Source organism: Stenotrophomonas forensis (genome assembly GCF_028752115.1).
Taxonomy (GTDB): Bacteria; Pseudomonadota; Gammaproteobacteria; order Xanthomonadales; family Xanthomonadaceae; genus Stenotrophomonas; species Stenotrophomonas forensis.
The window spans coordinates 1,179,481-1,198,729 of the sequence record NZ_CP082270.1 but is presented as its reverse complement, the minus strand read 5'-3'; the positions used below and the strand labels follow the sequence as shown (position 1 = coordinate 1,198,729).

At 68.1% G+C, this 19,249-nt stretch carries 19 protein-coding genes; 11 read left to right on the top strand and 8 right to left on the bottom strand.

Going from position 1 to position 19,249, the window contains the following annotated elements:
* The first annotated feature begins 145 nt into the window (after nucleotides 1-145).
* The 10 genes from K5L94_RS05640 (at nucleotide 146) to K5L94_RS05595 (ending at nucleotide 10,817) form a co-directional block, all read left to right on the top strand.
* Nucleotides 146-2,338 carry a TonB-dependent siderophore receptor gene (locus K5L94_RS05640; protein ID WP_053449091.1) on the top strand — a complete coding sequence of 731 codons (2,193 nt, stop codon included), beginning with the start codon at nucleotides 146-148 and terminating at the stop codon, nucleotides 2,336-2,338.
* Nucleotides 2,339-2,528: 190 nt separating this feature from the next.
* Complete coding sequence (gene mdcA, locus K5L94_RS05635) at nucleotides 2,529-4,172, top strand: malonate decarboxylase subunit alpha (RefSeq protein WP_053449090.1); 1,644 nt, start codon at nucleotides 2,529-2,531, stop codon at nucleotides 4,170-4,172.
* 10 nt (nucleotides 4,173-4,182) lie between these two features.
* Nucleotides 4,183-4,503: a malonate decarboxylase acyl carrier protein gene (gene mdcC, locus K5L94_RS05630; protein ID WP_053449089.1), complete on the top strand. Its 321-nt coding sequence runs from the start codon at nucleotides 4,183-4,185 to the stop codon at nucleotides 4,501-4,503.
* Nucleotides 4,500-5,408, top strand: coding sequence for a biotin-independent malonate decarboxylase subunit beta (locus tag K5L94_RS05625; RefSeq protein WP_053449088.1), 909 nt, complete (start codon nucleotides 4,500-4,502; stop codon nucleotides 5,406-5,408). The genes mdcC and K5L94_RS05625 overlap by 4 nt, the downstream gene beginning before the upstream one ends.
* Before the next feature lie 2 nt (nucleotides 5,409-5,410).
* On the top strand, nucleotides 5,411-6,115 hold the full coding sequence (gene mdcE / locus K5L94_RS05620; protein ID WP_053451259.1) for a biotin-independent malonate decarboxylase subunit gamma: 705 nt from the start codon (nucleotides 5,411-5,413) through the stop codon (nucleotides 6,113-6,115).
* On the top strand, nucleotides 6,108-6,749 hold the full coding sequence (gene mdcG / locus K5L94_RS05615; protein WP_053449087.1) for a malonate decarboxylase holo-[acyl-carrier-protein] synthase: 642 nt from the start codon (nucleotides 6,108-6,110) through the stop codon (nucleotides 6,747-6,749). Before mdcE ends, mdcG begins: the two co-directional genes overlap by 8 nt.
* The gene (gene mdcB / locus K5L94_RS05610; RefSeq protein WP_274512163.1) at nucleotides 6,746-7,603 is read left to right on the top strand and encodes a triphosphoribosyl-dephospho-CoA synthase MdcB; all 858 of its coding nucleotides are present in this window, start codon (nucleotides 6,746-6,748) and stop codon (nucleotides 7,601-7,603) included. Before mdcG ends, mdcB begins: the two co-directional genes overlap by 4 nt.
* A complete protein-coding gene (mdcH, locus tag K5L94_RS05605; protein WP_053449085.1) occupies nucleotides 7,600-8,520 on the top strand; it encodes a malonate decarboxylase subunit epsilon in 921 nt (306 codons plus the stop codon). The genes mdcB and mdcH overlap by 4 nt, the downstream gene beginning before the upstream one ends.
* A 104-nt stretch (nucleotides 8,521-8,624) precedes the next feature.
* Complete coding sequence (locus tag K5L94_RS05600) at nucleotides 8,625-9,992, top strand: SLC13 family permease (protein WP_006424027.1); 1,368 nt, start codon at nucleotides 8,625-8,627, stop codon at nucleotides 9,990-9,992.
* Nucleotides 9,993-10,097: 105 nt separating this feature from the next.
* Nucleotides 10,098-10,817 carry a GntR family transcriptional regulator gene (locus K5L94_RS05595; RefSeq protein WP_008266401.1) on the top strand — a complete coding sequence of 240 codons (720 nt, stop codon included), beginning with the start codon at nucleotides 10,098-10,100 and terminating at the stop codon, nucleotides 10,815-10,817.
* Between the two features lie 110 nt (nucleotides 10,818-10,927).
* Here K5L94_RS05595 and K5L94_RS05590 read toward each other — a convergent pair whose 3' ends face one another.
* The gene (locus K5L94_RS05590; RefSeq protein WP_053449084.1) at nucleotides 10,928-11,254 is read right to left on the bottom strand and encodes a hypothetical protein; all 327 of its coding nucleotides are present in this window, start codon (nucleotides 11,252-11,254) and stop codon (nucleotides 10,928-10,930) included.
* Nucleotides 11,255-11,405: 151 nt separating this feature from the next.
* On the opposite strand from K5L94_RS05590, the gene K5L94_RS05585 reads away from it, so the two are divergent.
* Nucleotides 11,406-12,353 carry a nucleoside hydrolase gene (locus tag K5L94_RS05585; protein ID WP_040009827.1) on the top strand — a complete coding sequence of 316 codons (948 nt, stop codon included), beginning with the start codon at nucleotides 11,406-11,408 and terminating at the stop codon, nucleotides 12,351-12,353.
* Between the two features lie 4 nt (nucleotides 12,354-12,357).
* Here the strand turns inward: K5L94_RS05585 and K5L94_RS05580 are convergent, their stop codons facing one another.
* The 7 genes from K5L94_RS05580 to K5L94_RS05550 form a co-directional block, all read right to left on the bottom strand.
* A complete protein-coding gene (locus K5L94_RS05580; protein ID WP_053449083.1) occupies nucleotides 12,358-13,617 on the bottom strand; it encodes an MFS transporter in 1,260 nt (419 codons plus the stop codon).
* A 55-nt stretch (nucleotides 13,618-13,672) separates the two neighbouring features.
* Nucleotides 13,673-14,446, bottom strand: coding sequence for a LytR/AlgR family response regulator transcription factor (locus K5L94_RS05575; protein WP_053449082.1), 774 nt, complete (start codon nucleotides 14,444-14,446; stop codon nucleotides 13,673-13,675).
* Nucleotides 14,443-15,504: a sensor histidine kinase gene (locus K5L94_RS05570; protein WP_238581858.1), complete on the bottom strand. Its 1,062-nt coding sequence runs from the start codon at nucleotides 15,502-15,504 to the stop codon at nucleotides 14,443-14,445. The genes K5L94_RS05575 and K5L94_RS05570 overlap by 4 nt, the downstream gene beginning before the upstream one ends.
* Before the next feature lie 34 nt (nucleotides 15,505-15,538).
* On the bottom strand, nucleotides 15,539-16,399 hold the full coding sequence (locus tag K5L94_RS05565) for a DUF2306 domain-containing protein (protein WP_274512161.1): 861 nt from the start codon (nucleotides 16,397-16,399) through the stop codon (nucleotides 15,539-15,541).
* A 134-nt stretch (nucleotides 16,400-16,533) separates the two neighbouring features.
* The gene (locus tag K5L94_RS05560) at nucleotides 16,534-17,556 is read right to left on the bottom strand and encodes a hypothetical protein (RefSeq protein WP_274512160.1); all 1,023 of its coding nucleotides are present in this window, start codon (nucleotides 17,554-17,556) and stop codon (nucleotides 16,534-16,536) included.
* Between the two features lie 97 nt (nucleotides 17,557-17,653).
* Entirely contained in the window at nucleotides 17,654-18,064 is a 411-nt protein-coding gene (locus K5L94_RS05555) for a hypothetical protein (protein ID WP_274512158.1), read from the bottom strand.
* 31 nt (nucleotides 18,065-18,095) lie between these two features.
* Complete coding sequence (locus K5L94_RS05550; RefSeq protein WP_274512157.1) at nucleotides 18,096-19,232, bottom strand: metallophosphoesterase; 1,137 nt, start codon at nucleotides 19,230-19,232, stop codon at nucleotides 18,096-18,098.
* Nucleotides 19,233-19,249 lie beyond the last annotated feature (17 nt).

Sequence of the window (19,249 nt, the reverse complement as noted above, 5' to 3'; positions counted from 1 at the left end):
TTGTAATGTTGTTAAGAATTATTTACATTTGCGCACTGCGCAGTGACCGCGCCTCTCCCAGATGGACCTGACGTGCCCGAAGCCGCCGCCCCGGGTGCTGGACGACTGTTGCCGCCCTTCCCCGCCTCCACGCTTCGAGCCCACCATGTCCCCGAACCCGCATGACCGCCTGCCCCGCCGCGCGCTGCTGCCCGCTGCCCTGCTTTCGTCGTTGGCCCTGCTGTCCGCACCCAGCGCATTCGCGGCCGCCGATGGCGCTGCCGACGCCAAGACCCTGGACCGGGTCAGCGTCCGCGCCGAACAGTCGGCACCGCCGTCCAGCTCCACCCGCCTGCCGATCACCCTGCAGGAGACGCCGCAGTCGGCCACCGCGATCAGCCTGCAGCGCCTGCAGGACGAATCGCTGTTCAGCATCAACGACGTGATGCGTACCGTGCCCGGCGTCAGCGTGTCCTTCTTTGACACCCAGCGCCCGCTGTACTACGCGCGCGGTTTCGCCATCACTGATTTCCAGGTCGACGGCATTCCCACGTACAGCGGCTCCACCAACCAGGAATACGACACCGCCTTCTACGACCGCATCGAAGTGATCCGCGGCGCCAACGGCCTGCTCAGCGGTGCGGGCGTGCCGTCGGCCACGGTCAACCTGCTGCGCAAGCGTCCGGGCAAGGAGTTCGACGCATCGTTCTCGGTCAGTGCCGGCAGCTGGGACTACCGCCGCATGCAGGCCGACGTGACCGCGCCGCTCACCGATGATGGCCGCTTCCGCAGCCGCGTGGTGGCCGCCTACACCGACCGCGGTCTGTACTACGACCGCTACGACGAGACCAAGATGGCGGGCATGGCGGTGCTGGAAGGCGATATCACCGACAGCACCACCCTCACCCTCGGTTACCAGAGCCAGGACAACAACCCAACCGGCTCGACCTGGGGCACTGTCGCGTTCTTCGACAACCAGGGCAACTTCGCCCATCTCGCGCGCTCGACCAACCTGTCGCCGAAGTGGAGCTACTGGAAGCGCGAGAGCAACACCGCCTTTGCCAATCTGGAACAGCGCTTCGGCGAGGACTGGCTGTTGAAGATCAACACCGCCTACACCCGTGGCAACGTGCAGAACGTGCGCCTGTACGGCACCGGCTACCCGGACCCGAACTCCGGCGCGGGCATCTACCTGCGCGCTGCCGCTGGCGATTCCAAGGATACGCGCCGCAACGTCGACGCTTACCTGACCGGCACCTTCCCGTTGTTCGGCCGCGACCATGACCTGACCGTGGGTGCACAGTGGTCGGACCTGGAAGGCACCACCAATACCGTGGCGCTGAACTTCCCGGGCGACTGGGCGACCTGCGGCCGTGAGCGCTGCTACTACATCCCCAACGTATTCAACTGGGACGGCGACATCTCCGAAGTGACCTACAGCCGCACCGGCGCGCGCCGCGTGGCCAAGACCACGCAGAGTGGCGTCTACCTGGCCACCCGACTGCGCCTGGCCGATCCGCTGTCGCTGATTGCCGGTGCACGCCTGAGCCGCTGGCAGACCCTCAGCCGCTCGTACAACGCGGCCGGGGCCTATACCGGCACCAGCGGCGCCTACAAGGTGAGCGATGAAGTCACCCCCTACGTGGGCCTGGTCTACGAGATCACCCCGAACGTCTCGGCGTATGCCAGCTACACCGAGATCTTCAACCCGCAGAACTACAAGGACCGCAACGAAAACCTGCTGGCGCCGGTGCAGGGCTCGAATCTGGAAGCGGGCATCAAGACGCAGTGGTTCGATGGCCGCCTGACCGCCAATGCCGCGGTGTTCGAGGCCAAGCAGGACAACTACGCGGTACGTGACATGAGCGTGCCGGAAGGCACGCTGAGTGATGGCAGCTCGGCCTACATCGGCATCAACGGCACCAAGGCGCGCGGCTGGGAGATGGACGTCAACGGCGAAATCCTGCCGGGCTGGACGGTCAACGCCGGCTACACCCACGTCAAGGTGACCCGGGCTGCCACCGACCTGCTGTACGCCAACCCGCCGGAGAACCTGCTGCAGCTCAACACCCAGGTGCAGCTGCGTGGTGCGCTCGATCGGCTGAGCATCGGCGGCGGCCTGCAGTGGCAGAGCCGGGTGCAGGGCTACAACATCGCCTATCCGCTGGGTGGCACGGTGACGGTGAACCAGCCGGCGTACTCGCTGGTGCAGTTCAATGCCAACTACCGCATCAGCGACAACTGGACCGCGACGCTGAGCGTGCGCAACGCGCTGGACAAGACCTACTGGGCCAACCTGGACTACAACAACTTCGGCGAACCGCGCTTCGTGGCGGCCAGCCTGCGCTGGAAGTTCTAAGCGACCCGCGAACCGGTGGGTGCCTGGTGGGTGCCGACCGTCGGTCGGCACGCCCTCCACCACGACTCACGGTCGTGGCCTGCCTGAATGGGCCCGCCTGCGCGCGGGCCCTTCTTTTTGCTGCGCTGCGGGTTGCACACCCTTCCATAATTATGTCGTAATTATCTCAACGCCAATCGGAAGCCGGTCGATGAACCCGAGCTGGGATACGTTGCAACGCAGCCGCCGGGTACGCCTGGAGCGCGCTTCGCGCTGGGCCCGCGGCCATGAGGTCGCGGCCGCCGATATCGGCGAACTGCTGCACGCGCTGCTGGAGCCGGGTGACAAGGTCTGCCTGGAGGGCAACAACCAGAAGCAGGCCGACTTCCTCGCCCAGGCACTTGCCGACCTCGACCCGGCACGGATCCACGACCTGCACATGGTGCAGTCGGTGCTGTCACTGCCTTCGCACCTGGATGTGTTCGAACGCGGCATCGCCTCCAGGCTGGACTTCTCCTTCTCCGGCCCGCAGTCGGTGCGGCTGGCCAACCTGGTGGCCGAAGGCCGCATCCAGATCGGCGCCATCCACACCTACCTGGAACTGTTCGGCCGCTACTTCATCGACCTGACCCCGCGCGTGGCGCTGGTCGCAGCACAGGCCGCAGATCGGCACGGCAACCTGTACACCGGGCCGAATACCGAAGACACCCCGGTGATCGTCGAGGCCACGGCGTTTGGTGGTGGCATCGTGATCGCCCAGGTCAACGAAATCGTCGACACCCTCCCCCGCGCCGACATCCCTGCTGATTGGGTCAACTTCGTGGTGCAGGCGCCGCGACCGAATCACATCGAACCGCTGTTCACCCGCGACCCGGCACAGATTTCCGAGATCCAGGTGCTGATGGCGATGATGGCGATCAAGGGCATCTACGCCGAGTACGGCGTCAACCGGCTCAATCATGGTATCGGCTTCGACACGGCCGCCATCGAACTGCTGCTGCCGACCTACGCCGAATCGCTCGGGCTGAAAGGAAAGATCTGCCAGCACTGGGCACTCAATCCGCACCCGGCGTTGATTCCGGCGATCGAATCAGGCTTCGTAAAATCGGTGCATTCGTTCGGCTCCGAACTGGGCATGGAGAAGTACATCGCCGCACGAAGCGATGTGTTCTTCACCGGCGCCGATGGCTCCATGCGCTCCAACCGCGCGTTCTCCCAGACCGCCGGCCTGTATGCCTGCGACATGTTCATCGGCTCGACCCTGCAGATCGACCTGCAGGGCAACAGCTCCACGGCCACGCGCGACCGCATCGCCGGCTTCGGCGGCGCACCGAACATGGGCTCGGATGCGCGTGGCCGCCGCCACGCCAGCGACGCCTGGATCAAGGCCGGCCAGCAGGCCGCCCGTCCCGGCGAGATGCCACGCGGGCGCAAGCTGGTGGTGCAGATGGTGGAAACCTTCCGCGAACACATGGCACCGGCCTTCGTCGAACGTCTGGATGCCTGGGAACTGGCCGAACGCGCCGGCATGCCGCTGCCGCCGGTGATGATCTACGGCGACGATGTCAGCCACGTGCTGACCGAGGAAGGCATCGCCAACCTGCTGCTGTGCCGCACGCCGGAAGAACGCGAACAGGCGATCCGCGGCGTGTCCGGCTATACGGCGGTCGGCCTGGGCCGCGATCGCGCGATGGTCGAGAACCTGCGCGACCGTGGTGTCATCCGCCGCCCCGAAGACCTGGGCATCTCCGTGCGTGATGCCAGCCGCGATCTGCTGGCGGCACGCTCGGTGAAGGATCTGGTGCGCTGGTCCGGCGGTCTGTACGACCCGCCCAAGCGCTTCCGCAACTGGTAAGGGGCTGAGCATGGAAACCCTCGACTATCGATTCGAAGGACGCACCCCGGTGCAGTTCCCGCGCGATGCGGTGCTGGTCGGCGTGTTGGCCTCGGGCAACCTGGAAATCCTGCTGGAGCCGGCAGAGCTGGAGGGCGCGATGTCGGTCCGCATCGTCACCGCCGCGCAGGGCTTCGGCTGCGTATGGGAGGCGGTGATCGGCGATTTCGCGCATCGCCATCCGCTGCGCGATGTACGCATCTCGATCAACGACGCCGGCGCCACCCCGGCGGTGGTCAGCCTGCGCCTGGACCAGGCGGTGGAAACCCTGCTGGCCGGAGGTACGCCATGAGCCACGTCCAGCGCCACAGCTACTACGAAGCCGATGCGCGCGAACGCATTGCCGGGCTGGTCGATGCCGGATCGTTCCGCGAGTTCCTGGGCCCTGCGCGACGGATGATGAGTCCGCACCTGGCGCAACTCGACCAGCCAGCCGCATTCGACGATGGCATCGTCGTCGGCGAAGCCACGCTTCGCGGCAAGCGCGTGCTGCTGGCCGCGCAGCAGGGTGAATTCATGGGCGGCGGTGTGGGCGAAGTGCACGGCGCCAAGCTGACCGGCCTGCTGCGCCGCGCAGCGGCGACCCGCCCCGATGGGGTGTTGCTGCTGCTTGATACCGGCGGCGTACGCCTGCACGAAGCCAATGCCGGCCTGATTGCCATTTCCGAGATCATGCGCGCCACCCTGGATGCACGCGCTGCGGGCGTCCCGGTGGTCGCGCTGATCGGCAGTGGCAACGGCGCGTTCGGTGGCATGGGCATCGTTGCCCGTTGCTGCAGCACGGTGATCATGTCCGAGGAGGGCCGGCTGTCGCTGTCCGGGCCGGAGGTGATCGAAACCGTTCGCGGCGTGGAAGAGTTTGATTCCCGCGACCGCGCGCTGGTCTGGCGGGTGACTGGCGGCAAGCACCGCTACCTGATCGACCAGGCCCAGGTGCTGGTGCCCGATGCCATCGGGGCGTTCGCGCAGGCGGCATTCGATGCGCTGCTGGTGGACACCGCCAGCACCGATGCCGATGCCGCACTGAATGCCCTGCAGGCACGTCATGCCGCATTGAAAGCACGCGTGCAGGCCTGGGGCGGATGCCGCGATGGTCTTGAGATCTGGTCGCTGCTGGGCATCACCGAACCCGAGCGGCTGCCGCTGCTGGACACCGACGACTTCCTCGCCGTCACCGCTGATCGGAGCCTGCCATGAGCCTGCCCCTGCGCGCGCTGCTTGATGCGCTGTTTCCGCGTGGCCACGCCGTTGCCGTGGAGGACTCGGTGCTGACCGGAACCGCCAGCACCGACGACGGCGAGGTGACCGTGATCGGCACCGCCGACAAGCTCGAAGTGGGCGTGGACCACGCACTGGCACTGGCCGAAACCGTGCTGGCCAGCACCGCCGCACATCCCCATCGACCGATCGTGATGCTGGTCGACACCGCCGGCCAGCGCCTGGCACGCCGCGACGAACTGCTCGGCATCAACGGCTGTTTCGCGCACCTGGCGCAGACGCTGGATCTGGCCCGCCGCCGTGGCGCCCGCCTGGTCACCCTGGTCTACGGTGAGTCGGTCAGTGGTGGCTTCCTCTCGTTCGGCCTGATGGCCGACCACATCCATGCCCTGCCCGATGCGCAGGTGCGGGTGATGGACCTGCGCGCGATGGCGCGGGTGACCAAGCAGCCGCTGGAGAAGCTGCAGGCACTCAGCCAGAGCTCGCCGGTATTCGCGCCGGGCGTGGAGAACTACGTGGCGATGGGCGCGGTGGATTCGATCTGGAGCGGCGACCTGGCCGCACACCTGCTGCAGGCGCTGCGTACGCCCACCGATGGCGACCGCCGCGCCGTGCGGGGTGCCGAACGTGGCGGACGTCGCCTGGCCGCAGCGGTGGCCACTGCGGTGAGCCAGGGCGATGCCTGAGCGCTTGCCCCGGCATACGCTGGTCTGGCTGTCGGCACACGCGGCCTGGCAGGCCGACATCGCCCCGCATGAGCCGCGCTTGGCCAACTGGTTCGCGCAGGGCCTGCCGGCCATCGTCGCCCGGCGTGCCGCCGACGATGCCGATCCCCGGCTGCGCCTGGGCGTACCGCTGCCGCCGGCCGAGGGCAAACTGCGCCTGGCCCTGCGCGTGCCGGCACGCGATGTGCTGCGCAGCGCACCGCCACCATCACTTCATACGGTGCTGGAAGGCAACGTTGCGCAGGACTGGCAACGCCCCCTGCAGGCACTGCACGGCATCGCTGCGGCGCATGTATTCGGTGCCTTCGCGTGGCAGCACCTGACCGGCCTGCACTATGTGCACGCGCGTTCGGACATCGATCTGCTGTGGCAGATCAACAGCAGCGCACAGGCCGATGCCCTGGTTGCACGGCTGCAGGCCTGGGAAACCGAACACGGCCGCCGGGTCGATGGCGAACTGTGCCTGGCCGGCGATGCCGCCGTGAACTGGCGGGAGTACGCGGGACGCAGCCGCGAAGTGCTGGTCAAGCGCCACGACGGCGCCGCCCTGGAACTGCGCGAGTCCGTGTTCGCCCCCGCCGGGGTGACCGCATGAGCGCCGTCGCGCAGCCGACGGTCCGGCCGGCAGCTGCCGCGGACAGCGCGCGCCTGGGGCGCCTGGCCGTCGCCAGCCTGCACGCCGAACTGGCGCTGGCGCCCAAGCCCGGGCTGGTCACGCCATTCGACAGCGGCAGCCATCACGACATGGACGCCGGCACATTCCTGCGCAGTCTGTTCGCGCTGCGCCACTATCTCGCTGCCGTGGCCCACCTCGGTGCAGCCGGGGCGGACTTCGATGCCCTGCGCCGATGTGGCATCGCCGCCGAAGCGGCGATGCTGCGCGCGACCGCCGGCATCAATACCCATCGTGGCGCGATCTTCAGCCTCGGTCTGCTGGTCGCGGCCGCCGCTGCCTGCCGTTCCCGCCTGGGCCATGCCACCAGCGGTGAGCGGGTCTGCCTGGAGGTACGTCGCTGGGCGGGGCACTTCGCACATGCCCCGCTGGATGCAGGCAGCCCAGGCCAACGTGCGCGCGTCCGGCACAACGTGCCCGGCGTGCGCGAACACGCCGCTGCAGGCTATCCGCTGCTGCGCGAGGTGGCGTTGCCCACCCTGCGCCACGCGCTGGCCAATGGCCTGTCACGCGAAGCCGCGATGTGCCACACGCTGATGCAGCTGGTCGCACACACCGAAGACCTCAACCTGCTGCATCGCGGAGGCGCTGAAGGCCTGCGCTGGGCACGGCAGCAGGCCCACCGTTTCCTGGCCGACGGCGGCGCCTTCGCGCACGATTGGCGGCCGCGCCTGCGACAGATCGCCGATGCCTTCGTCGTGCGTCGCTTGAGCCCCGGCGGCAGCGCCGACCTGCTCGCCTGCAGCGTGTTCCTGTTGCATCAGGAGGGCTCATGAGCCTGGCCCTGCTCTGTCCCGGACAAGGCGCACAGCATCCGGCGATGTTCGATCGCGTGCGCGGCCTTGCCGCCGCACAGCCGCTGCTCGATGCCATCGGCGAACTGCTGGGCCGCGATGTGTTCGCCGCTGCGGCGGCCGACGACCGTTTCGACAATGTGCAGGCGCAGCCCCTGCTGTGCGCAGCCAGCCTGGCGCACTGGCAGGGCCTGCGCGAGGTGTTGCCGACGCCGACGGTGATCGCCGGCTACAGCATCGGCGAGCTCGCCGCGCACGCCATCGCCGGCAGCTTCGACACCACCACCTGCCTGGCACTGTCTGCGCAGCGCGCGCGCCTGATGGACGCCGCCAGCCCCCGCGATGCCGGGCTGCAGGCAGTGCTGGGGCTGGACCGCGATGCCACGCAGCGGTTGTGCGACACGCATGGCGCCTTCATCGCCATCGCCAATGGCCATGACCACTTCATCGTGGGCGGTGCACAGCCGTCGCTGCACGCGTTGGCGGCAGACGCGCAGGCCTGCGGCGCGGAAATCCGTCCATTGCCGGTCCATGTGCCCGCACACACGCCGCTGCTGGCCGGTGCGGAAGCACCGTTTGCCGCAGCGCTGCGGGCCGCGCCGGTGCATGCGCCGCGGCTGCCCCTGCTGGCCGGCGTCGATGCCCGCCCGGTGCGTGATGGCGCCGCCGTGGTGCACACGCTGTCGGCGCAGCTGGCACAGACCATCGAGTGGGCGCAGGTGATGCGCCAGGCCTTCGAGCGCGGCGCACGGGTGTTCCTGCAGCTGGGCCCGGGCAGCGCGCTGGCGCGCATGGTCGCGCCGTCCTATCCGTGCTGCGAAGTGCGCGCGGTGGAAGAGTTCCAGAGCCTTGAGGGTGCCGCGGCGTGGGTCCGCAGTGCGCTGGAGCGGCTGCAGTAACGGGTTCGAGCAGTACGTATCACGCAACACGCCGTACGTCGCCTTACCCCGGGATGGCGGGTCTCCATCCGCGCTGTACGTGAGTCACGTGTCTGGGAGGGCGCATGAGTCCACAAATCGCAACGATCATCGGCCTGGTGATCATGTTCATCGTCGCCACGGCAATGCCGATCAACATGGGCGCCGTCGCTTTCGCGCTGGCCTTCATCATCGGCGGGCTATGGGTCGACATGGGAGGCAAGGAAGTCCTGGCCGGCTTTCCAGGCGATCTGTTCCTGACCCTGGTCGGCATCACCTATCTGTTCGCCATCGCGCAGAAGAACGGCACCATCGACCTGCTGGTGCACTGGGCAGTGAAAGCGGTGCGCGGCCATATCGTGGCCATTCCGTGGGTGATGTTCGTGATCACCGCGGTGCTCACCGCGTTCGGTGCGCTGGGCCCCGCCGCGGTCGCCATCATCGGCCCGGTCGCCCTGCGCTTTGCCAAGCAGTACAACATCAATCCGCTGATGATGGGCCTGCTGGTCATCCATGGTGCGCAGGCGGGCGGCTTCTCGCCGATCAGCGTGTACGGCAGCATCACCAATGGCGTGGTGCAGAAAGCCGGGCTGGAAGTAACCGAGATGGCGGTGTTCCTGACCAGCCTGGGCTTCAACCTGATGATGGCGACGATCTGCTTCTTCGCCTTCGGTGGCATCGCCCTGCTGCGCCGCGGCTCGATCACCGCAGCGGGAACGGTCGGCAATGCCGAGCTGGCGATGGCCGGTGGCCCGCAGGCATCGTCGCGCCAGTTCGCGATCGAAGGCCATGGTGCGCTGGTTGCCGCCGGGGGGGGCACCCTGTCCAATGATCCGGTGGCACTGGATGCGGTGAACCTGACCCGCGAGCGGCTGTTCACCCTGATCGGCCTGCTGGGCCTGGGCGTGGCCGCGCTGATCTACAACCTCAACGTCGGCCTGGTCTCGATCACCGTGGCGGTGGCGTTGGCGCTGCTGTCGCCGCAGAGCCAGAAAGGGGCGGTCGATGGCATCAGCTGGTCCACCGTGCTGCTGATCTGCGGCGTGGTGACCTATATCGGCGTACTGGAACATGCCGGTGCGGTGGACTTCATCGGCAATGGTGTATCCGATATCGGCATCCCGCTGCTCGGTGCACTGCTGGTCTGCTACGTCGGTGGCATCGTCTCCGCATTCGCCTCGTCGGCCGCCGTGCTGGGCGCCACCATCCCGCTGGCGGTGCCGTTCCTGATGCAGGGCCACCTCAGCGCGGCCGGCGTGATCTGTGCGCTGGCGGTGTCATCCACCATCGTCGATGTCAGCCCGTTCTCGACCAATGGCGCACTGGTGGTGGCGTCGGCCGCCAAGGAAGAACGCGAGACCCTGTTCCGCCGCTTCCTGGTCTACAGCGGCCTGGTGGTGGCATTGGGGCCGCTGCTTGCCTGGCTGGTATTCGTGGTGCCGGGCTGGATGTAACCACTCAACGGTAGTGCCGGCCGCTGGCCGGCAATCCCATGAAGCCATCCCGCAATCATGGGTTGCCGGCCAGCGGCCGGCACTACCTGGCGGTACACTTCCACCATGGCCATTGCCCCTGCTCCACGGTCCCCGAAGAAGCGCGCCCCTCTGTATGAAGAGGTGGCCGAGCATGTGCGCGAGCGTATCTACGATTACCGGCTGCCGCCGGGTGAGTGGATCGACGAGCCCGCGCTGTGCGAGGAACTGGGCATCAGCCGCACCCCGCTGCGCGAAGCGCTGAAGCTGCTGGCCGCCGAGGGCCTGGTGCAGATCGATGCCGGGCGTGGCGCGCGGGTCACCCGGCTCACGCTGGAAGACCTCAACCAGCTGTTCCCGGTGATGGCGATGCTGGAAGGTCGCTGCGCGCATGAAGCTGTCAGGCATATCGACGATGCCGGCGTGCAGCAGCTGGAAGCGTTGCACGCGGCGATGGAAGCGGCGGCGGCCGAGGGCAACATCGCCGAGTACTACCGCAACAACTACCTGATCCACGAAACCGTGCAGCACTACGCCGGCAACCCGTGGCTGATCCGCATCACCCATGACCTGCACCGCATCCTGAAGATGCATCGCGGCCGCCAGCTGCTGACCCCGGGCCGTACCGCGCAGTCGCTGGCCGAACACCGCGAACTGATGGAGTGCTTCCGCCGCCGCGACGCGCAGGCCGCTGAACGCACCATGGAGCGCCATCTGCTGAGCCAGGGCCAGGCATTGGCTGCCTATGTGGCAGCGGGCGGGCTGCTGAACGTGCCGGCGCCGTTGCCGACCGCAGGCGGCGGCTGAGCGGGCTGTCGTCGCCTTTGTAGAGTCGAGCCATGCTCGACTGCTTTTCGATCAGGCATCGCGGCGTTGGAACGAAGGGCAGTCGAGCATGGCTCGACTCTACAGAGGCCTCAATCGCCGCAGCTGCCGCCGTCACTGCCACCACCATCACCGCTGCAGTCGGAGCTGCTGTGGCCGTGATGGCTGTGGTTGTCACTGGAATGGCCTCCCGAGTAGTCGTAGGCGCCGCCGAGGCCGTTATCGCCCCGGCTGCCGGAGCCATCGGCGGTGGCCACCGCCATGCACAGGATCGCGCCGACCAGCGGCAGCAGCCAGACCAGCAACAGCTGCACCGTACGGCCGCCTGCCGACAGGCCGTCGCGCCGGACAATGAGCACCGTGGCGACCAGATTCAGGCCCAGCACCAGCAGGACCAGCAGAAGGGCGAGGATCAGCATGCGGCGGTTCCGTGCCTGGACTGGCCGCATTATGCCGCCCCGCCCCGGCATTGGCCCTGCCTGTCATGAAGATGGGACAATGTAGGGCGCGCCGGCCTGCCCCGTGGCCGCCGGCGCCCCCCGCACCACACGGAAGAAGAAGAACAACAACATGCTGAAAGTCATTTTCGATACCGACCCGGGCGTCGACGACGCCCTGGCCCTGCTGTACCTGCACAAGCACCCGCAGATCGACCTGATCGGCGTCACCACCACCTTCGGCAACGCCTCGGTTGAATCGACCACGCACAATGCGCTGTACCTGAAGCAGACCTGGGGCTTTGCCGCCCCGGTCGCGCGCGGCGCGGCAGGCCCGCTGCAGCCGGAAGCCACTCCGGAAGCGTGGCCGGTGCACATCCACGGCCACAACGGCCTGGGCAACCACCCGGTGCCGGCGCAACTGGACGTAGCCGCCGACGCGCGCCCGGCCGCGCAGCTGATCATCGACCTGGTCCGCGCCCACCCGGGCGAAGTGACCCTAGTTGCCGTGGGCCGCATGACCAACCTGGCGCTGGCCCTGCAGCAGGCCCCGGACATCGCCGGCCTGGTGCGTGGAGTGGTCCTCATGGGCGGTGCCTTCCACGTCAACGGCAACATCACCCCGGCCGCCGAGGCGAACATCTGGGGCGATGCCGAAGCGGCCGACGTGGTGTTCACCACCGATTGGCCGGTTACCGCGATCGGGCTGGACGTGACCACCCGCGTGGAAATGGACCGTGACGGCCTGGACACGCTGGCCGGGATCGGCGGTGCCGATGCCGAGCTGGTGCGCGCGCTGTCGCAGGACTACGTGGACTTCTACCTGCAGGCCGGGCACAAGGGCATGGTCGTGCACGACTGCTGCGCCTGCATCGCGCTGACCCGCCCGGAACTGTTCCAGTTCGAGCGCGCCAGCGTGCGCGTGGCCACCGACGGCGTCGCCCGCGGCATGACCATTCCCAAGCCGGAAGGCATGGGCTTCGGCCCCAGCGTATGGGATGGCCACGTGCTGCAGTCTGTCGCCATCGGCGTGGATGCGGCCGCCGTACTGGCCGACATCGAGCAGACCCTGAAGGTCTGATCGGCTAACGCCTGGCCCTGCCCGGGACCGTCTCGGGCAGGGTCCACAGCACCGGGAGCACCAGCACCGCCACCAACGCGATCATCGCGCCCGGCGCTGCCGCCCAGCCGCTGCGTTGCACCCACCATTGCGCCAACCACGGTGTCGCACCGCCGAACACGGCCGTAGCCATGGTCACCCCCAGCGCCAGCCCGCTGACCCGGCCTTCGCCGGGGAACTGCTCGGCCGTGGCCGGGGCCGCCACCGCGCTGACGCCACCGGCCACGCAGGCCAGCAGGACCGCCGCCAGCGCGATGCCCCATGCCGTTGCCTCCGCCATCCACGCGAACAGCGACAGCGGCAGCAGCGCCGCCAGCACAGTCAGGCCCAACAGCATCGGCCGTCGCCCGACACGGTCGGACAGTGCGCCGCACAGCGGCGTGATCGCGATCACCGCCACTGCCGCAATCGTCGACAACCACAGCGCGTCGCCTTCATCGTGGCCCTGTGCATGCAGGAAGGCCGGCACATAGGTGATGCCCACGTAGTAGGTGATCGAGCCCAGTGCGGAGATCGCGAAGGTACGCGCCACCGCCCGCGGATGATGGCGCAGCACGTGCCGCAACGGCGTGGCCGGAATACTGCCCTCGCGGCGCTGGCGCTCGAACTCGGGCGACTCGTGCATGCCCGAGCGCGCGACGAGGATCACCAGCGCCAGCGCCGCGCCGACGAAGAACGGAATGCGCCAACCCCAGCTGTCCAGCTGCGCAGGTGCCAGCAGCGCCACCGTCGCTGCCGAGATCGCCACCGCCAGCAGCGCACCCACTTCACTGGCGGCAGAGGCCAGCGAGGTCACCAGGCCGCGTCGCCGTTCCGGCGCGCTTTCCAGCAGATACGCGACCACACCGGTGTATTCACCGCCCACCGAGAACGCCATCACGCAGCGCAGCACCAGCAGCAGCACGCCGGCGGTGGTGCCCGCCGTTGCGGCGGTCGGCAGCAGGGCGGTGGCCAGCATCGCTGCCGCCATCAGCGCCATCGAGGCCAGCAGCATCCAGCGCCGGCCCAGCCGGTCACCCAGGTGGCCAAAGCACAGCGCGCCGAGCGGACGCATCAGGTAGGACACCGCGAAGCCGGCCAGGGTGACCAGCATCGCCTGCTCGCCACCGCCAAAGAACACCCGCGACAGCACCGTGGCGAAGTACAGGTACAGGGTGAAGTCGTACCACTCCACCACCGTGGACAGGCCGGCCACCCACATCGAGCGCTGCCGCGCCACGGTCATTTCATTCATGGGCGGAGGGTGTCATGCGCCGGGTGAAACGCGGGTCAGGACCGGCCTACATGGCGCGGAACGCACCCAGATAGCGGCGGCTGACCGGCAGTACGTCATCACGACCGCGCAGGTACAGCTGGGCGGTCTCGTTGTCACCGCGCACCAGCAGCTTCACCGCGTGCCGGTTGACCACCGCCGAGCGGTGCACCTGCACGAAGCTGTCCGGATCCAGCTGTTGCACCAGCTCCTTCAACGGCAGCGTGATCACCGCCTCGCCGGGACGACCGTCGTCGTCGCGCCAGCCGACCTGGGTGTACTTGCTGTCGGCGCGCAGGAAATCCACCGCGCTGCAGGGAATCACCCGCAGCACGTTGCCAACCTGCGCGTGCAGCCAGCGCAGCGGCGTCGGCGCCGGCAGCGACAGGCGTTCGGCCAGCTGCTGCAGCTGCTTCTGCAGGTCCTGCAGGGGCGGAGGTTGCTGCAGGCGCTGCTGCAGCCGTTGCACCGTATCGTGCAGGCGCTGTGCATCCACCGGCTTCACCAGGTAATCCAGCGCGCCCTGCGCGAATGCCTGCACCGCATACGCGTCGTAGGCGGTGACGAACACCACCTGCGCGCGCCGCGCGATGCGTGCGGCGACGTCGATGCCGGACAGGCCGGGCATGTGGATGTCGAGGAAGCAGACCTGTGGCTGCAGGGTTTCGAAGGCCTGCAGCGCCTCGCGCCCATTACGCGCCTGCGCCACCACCTGCAGCTGCGGCCAAGCCTGCGCCAGCTGTGCGGCCAGCGCCTGCCGCAGCAACGGTTCGTCGTCGGCAATCAGTGCGTTGGCGATCACGCGGGCAGCTCCCGCGCCGGCAACCGCAGGCGCGCGATCGCGCCGCGCTCTGGGCCCGCCTGCAACTGCAGGGACGCGGCATCGCCATACAGCAGCTGCAGCCGCTGGCGCAGTGTCTGCAGGCCGGTGCCCAGGCCCGGCGCCACAGCTGACAGGCCTCGGCCGTCGTCAACCACGCAGACCTCGCAACACGCCCCGTCGCGCCGCACCTGCACCACCACCTCGCCACCGTCTTCGCAGGGGTCGATGCCATGGCGGATCGCGTTCTCCACCAGGGTCAGCACGGACAGGCCCGGGCAACCCAGCGCGCGCACCTGCTCGGCAACATCCAGGCGGAACCGCAGCCGATCCGGCATCCGCATATGCATCAGTTCCAGATAGGCGCTTACCAATGCGATCTCGTCCTCCATCCGTACCACCGGCTGCTGCAGGCGTGGCACGCTGCCGCGCAGGTAGGCCACCAGATGGCGCATCACCACCGATGCCTGCGGTGAACCGCTGTCCACCAGCGCCTGCAGGTTGGCCAGGGTGTTGAACAGGAAATGCGGCGCAACCTGCCGTTGCAGCAGCTGCACGCGAGCTTCCAGCGCCTGCCGCTCCAGCTCGCTGCGTTCCAGCGCGAAGGCCAGGGCCTGGTGCCTTGCCAGTGCGTCCTTGTGCCTCACCAGTGCCGCCAGCGCCACCCACGGTGCAACCAGCAGGCCAACCACGTTGAGGGTCAGGAACCCGGTCCAGCGATCTGCGTCCTGCCAGAATGGCGGTGCGCCCGCGTCGGTGCCCGCAAGATAGATCATCAGGGTTCCCAGCGGAATCACCGCCGCCACCGCGAGGATCTGCACGACCCAGCGTGACAGCCACCGCGGCAGCGATCCGGGCCAGCGCTCCAGCACGGTGAACACCAGCATCGCCGCCAGGCCCAATGCCAGCGCGCGCGGCAGCACCGTCCACCACGGATGCCAGTCGATGACCAGCAGCGCGCCGAGCGCGAGCGAGATGCCTGCGCACCACAGCGTTCGGCGCAGCAGCGAAACCGGCGGTGGCGACAGCACATCGGACATGGCCGGCAGCATAGCGCCTTGCCGTGCACCCACGTCAGCCGGCCGCAAGCGGTGGCCACCACATCAGTGCCGCCGCGGCGAGGCTGCCGGCCAGGGTGGCCACAGCCGCAACCAGCAGGACCACGCCGACCCGCCAGGCATGCGCCGCCCCTGCAGGGCGTTGGGCACGCAGATACAGTTCCAGCACTGCCAGGGGCAGAAGGGTCTGTGCAAACGCCAGCACGGTCAACGCGGGGCCGGTGAAGGTTTCCGGATCGAAACCCGCCGGCCCCTGGTTGAGCAGCAGCCACAGCATCAGGCCGATGCGGAAGAACCACACGCCCCCCACCGCCAGGAACAGGCGCAGCGCCCATGCGCGGTGCTCACCCAGACGTTGCTGGCGTGCGCGCCACCACGTGGCCACCGCGAACCACAGGATCAGCAGGGCATTGAGCGAGGTGCCCAGATGCTGCGAAACATCACCGGCAGCGCCGCCACGGACCCACACCATCGCCAGGCCACCCAGTGCCAGCACTACCGCGGCCAACACGTAGAGCCGGCCGTTCCAGCGGTGCACGGCCGGTGCCCAGCGCCGCAGCGCTGGCCACAGCTGCAACCATCCCCCCAGCACGATGCCCGCTGCCAGCAGCAGGTGCAGCGCCAGCACGGCGTTGAAGGTGGTCGCCCCGGCGACGTAACCGTGCGGCATCACCTCGTTCCAGCGCAGCGGCTGGCCGGCCAGCGTGCTGCGTCCGTAGAAGCCTACGATGTAGGCGGCGAACAGCAGTTGGCCGAGTGCGGCACTGCCCAGCCAGGCCAGGGCACCGATACGCAGCAGGCGCTGGCGGCGCGATGCGGGCACCTGCTCGCTGCGCAGCGCGCGGCGCGTGGTGATGGCAACAGCAGGCAAGGACATGGCAGCGCTTCCTTCAGGGAGTGCGCCATTGTTGGCCGTTGCCACGGGCATGGAGGCAGTGACCGCGATCAGTGACGGCCAGCGCCGACCAGTGACGCCAGGCGGCGATCGCTGGTTTGGCAACCCTGTTCCGGTCAGGGAGATGCGGCTGCCTGCATGTACTGGGTTTCATGCCCGGTGAAGCGTTCACCGTCAAAGCCGAAGCAGAAGCGGCCTTCCTCCAACACGCGATAGACCAGCAACGCGCCATCGAGGCAGAACTGCGGCTGGTCCACGCCCGTCTCCAGAGTCCCGTAGCCGGTAGCCTCTCCGCCCTTCCCCGCTGCTCCGGTGAAGGCGTCGATCGGCAGCGGTGTTGCCTCGCCGGTGCGGGTATCGACCAGCACCACCGTGCGCTGGAAGTACTCAGGGCGATCATCGATCTGCACCAGCAGATAGTGCTGGTTGAAATTGGGCTTCTGGTTCTGCAGCGCATCCTCGATGCGCGCGCGATGCCGCGCATCGCAGAAGTCGACCGGGCTGTAGCGGTAGCTGCAACCTTCGTGGTCGTAGGGCAGGTTCATGCCGGCATAGCGGAGGCCCCCCTCTCTGTCCACGTCGTGCCCCAGTTCCGGGGTGCTGCACAGCAGCCACGAACGCTGCGCATCCTCGGGGTCGGCCATCAGCTTCGGCTCGCGGCCCTCCTCGTAGGCGGCACCGCCTGGAAAATCCTGCCCGAAGCGCTGGCGGACGATCGGGCGCGCCTTCTCCAGCGGCAGGCCGATCTTCGCCCCACGGAACGAAACGAACGTCATCGTCGGCAGGATCACTTCGTCCACCGGCAGCCCCTTCCATTGGCCCTGTACGCAGAACGTGGCGATCTCGTTCTCCGCGTCCTGCCGGCAGGGCGTTGGCGCATTCGCGGCCAACCAGGGGTGGGCCGGGCGATCAGTCTGTTGATCGATGTACCAGCCCTCCAGCGCACACGTCGGCAGGGCATCGAGCAGCGGGGAGAGGTCGGTGCTGGCCACTGGCGCGGCAACCGGCGTGTCTGCCGCGGGTGCCGCGGGTGCCGCGCCGGGCAGCTCCGGCGTGCGCTGGCAACCGGCCAGCAGCAGTGCACCAACCAGCAGTGCGACGTAGCGTGGCCACCCGCGTGAGTGATGTGCTTCCTGCATGGTGCCTTTCCCTGTTTGAGAATCCCGTGCAGATGATCTCTGATCCGGGGCCAGTATGAATGCTGGATGCAAGGCGATCTTGCTGGATGACCTGGAGCTAACGGGAGTGCAGGCGTCCCACCCGGTAAGCGCCATAGGCATCGAGGATTCTCTGCATCCGCGCCTGCTGCTTCACGCCCATCGGCACCCGCTGCACGCGCTTCAACAATGTCTTCCACATGTAGCCGGACCGGAAGAAGTAGGGCCGCACTTCGAGGAAAGTAAGCACTACATCCAGCGTGCCCGGGTCATGCTCGGCCAGCAGTTTCAACGCCTGGTCATAGCCGCCCGGAAAGGCAAGCTGATCGTAGCGCAGTTGATACTCGGCGCAGGCCGCAGCGTGCAGCGCCCGCTGCTCCGGCCCACGCCAACGCGTACCTGCGGTATCGCGGATCACCTGGCGAAGCCGGTTTATCTCATCGGCATTGGCGCGGATCAGGCGTTCCATCGGAGCGCGGGGATGCGCCATGGCTCCTTCCTCCATGAAGGCGTGCGCAGCATCACGGCGCGCGGCGCAAGGTCAGCAGGGTGATTTCGGACGGCACGCCGATGCGCGCAGGGAACCCGGCCCACAGGCCGGCCCCGTTGCTCACGTACAGGGTCATGCCGTCCACCTCGTAGCGGCCGGAGACATAGCCGCCGTTGGCGCGCTTCACCAGCTGGTCCATACCGATGATCTGGCCGCCGTGGGTATGTCCGGACAGCTGCAGCGTGACGCCGCGCGCGGCGGCCTCGCGCGCATTGCGCGGGCGATGGTCGAGCAGGATCACCGGCGCGGACGGATCGGCACCGGCCAGCGCCGCGTCCAGATCGGGCAACGGCAGTCCATAGCGTGCCGCCACCGGGTCGGTGACACCGGCGATGGTCAACGCCGCCTCACCACGACGCACCTGCAGATGGCTGTTCTCCAGCACCTGCATGTGCAGTGCGCGGAACGCCTGCATCCAGTCCTGGTACTGCGCGTAATACTCGTGGTTGCCGGTGATCGCAATGACGCCGTCCGGCGCACGCAGGTCGGCCAGCGGGCGCGCGTCGTCGCGACGGGCCTCGACGCTGCCATCGATCAGGTCGCCGGTGATCACGATCAGGTCCGGCTTCAGCGCATTGCTCTGCTCCACCACCTTGCGCACCCAGTCGCCAGTCAGCAGGCGGCTGGCATGGATGTCGGTCAGCTGCAGTACGCGATAGCCGTCGAAGGCGGCCGGCAGATCCTTGATCGCCACGTCGATCTGCCGCGGCTTGGGCACCGCCATGCCCTGGCTGACGCCATAGCCGCTGACCAGCAGGGCCAGCACAGCGGCCACAGGACGCAGCCTGGGGGCGCGCAATGCCGATACCGCGCGCGGCCGGCGGAGCAGGCGCGACAGCAGCAGTCCTGCGTCCAGCACCAGCATCACCAGCGCAAGCAGCAGCACCGCCGTCGAGCCGGTGGCCAGCGTGGCGATCGCCAGCTTCGGTATCTCCGGCGAGGCCATCGTGCCCCAGAAGGTGGCGACGATGCGCAGCTGCACGGCCACAGCCACCAGCAGCAGCGACAGCACGACCTTCAATGCGGTGGGCAGGCGCAGCGGCCAGAACAGGCGCCAGGCCACGTACAGGCCCATCAACAAACCGATCGTACTCAGCACTGCAACCATCCAGGAAGAAAAGCGGG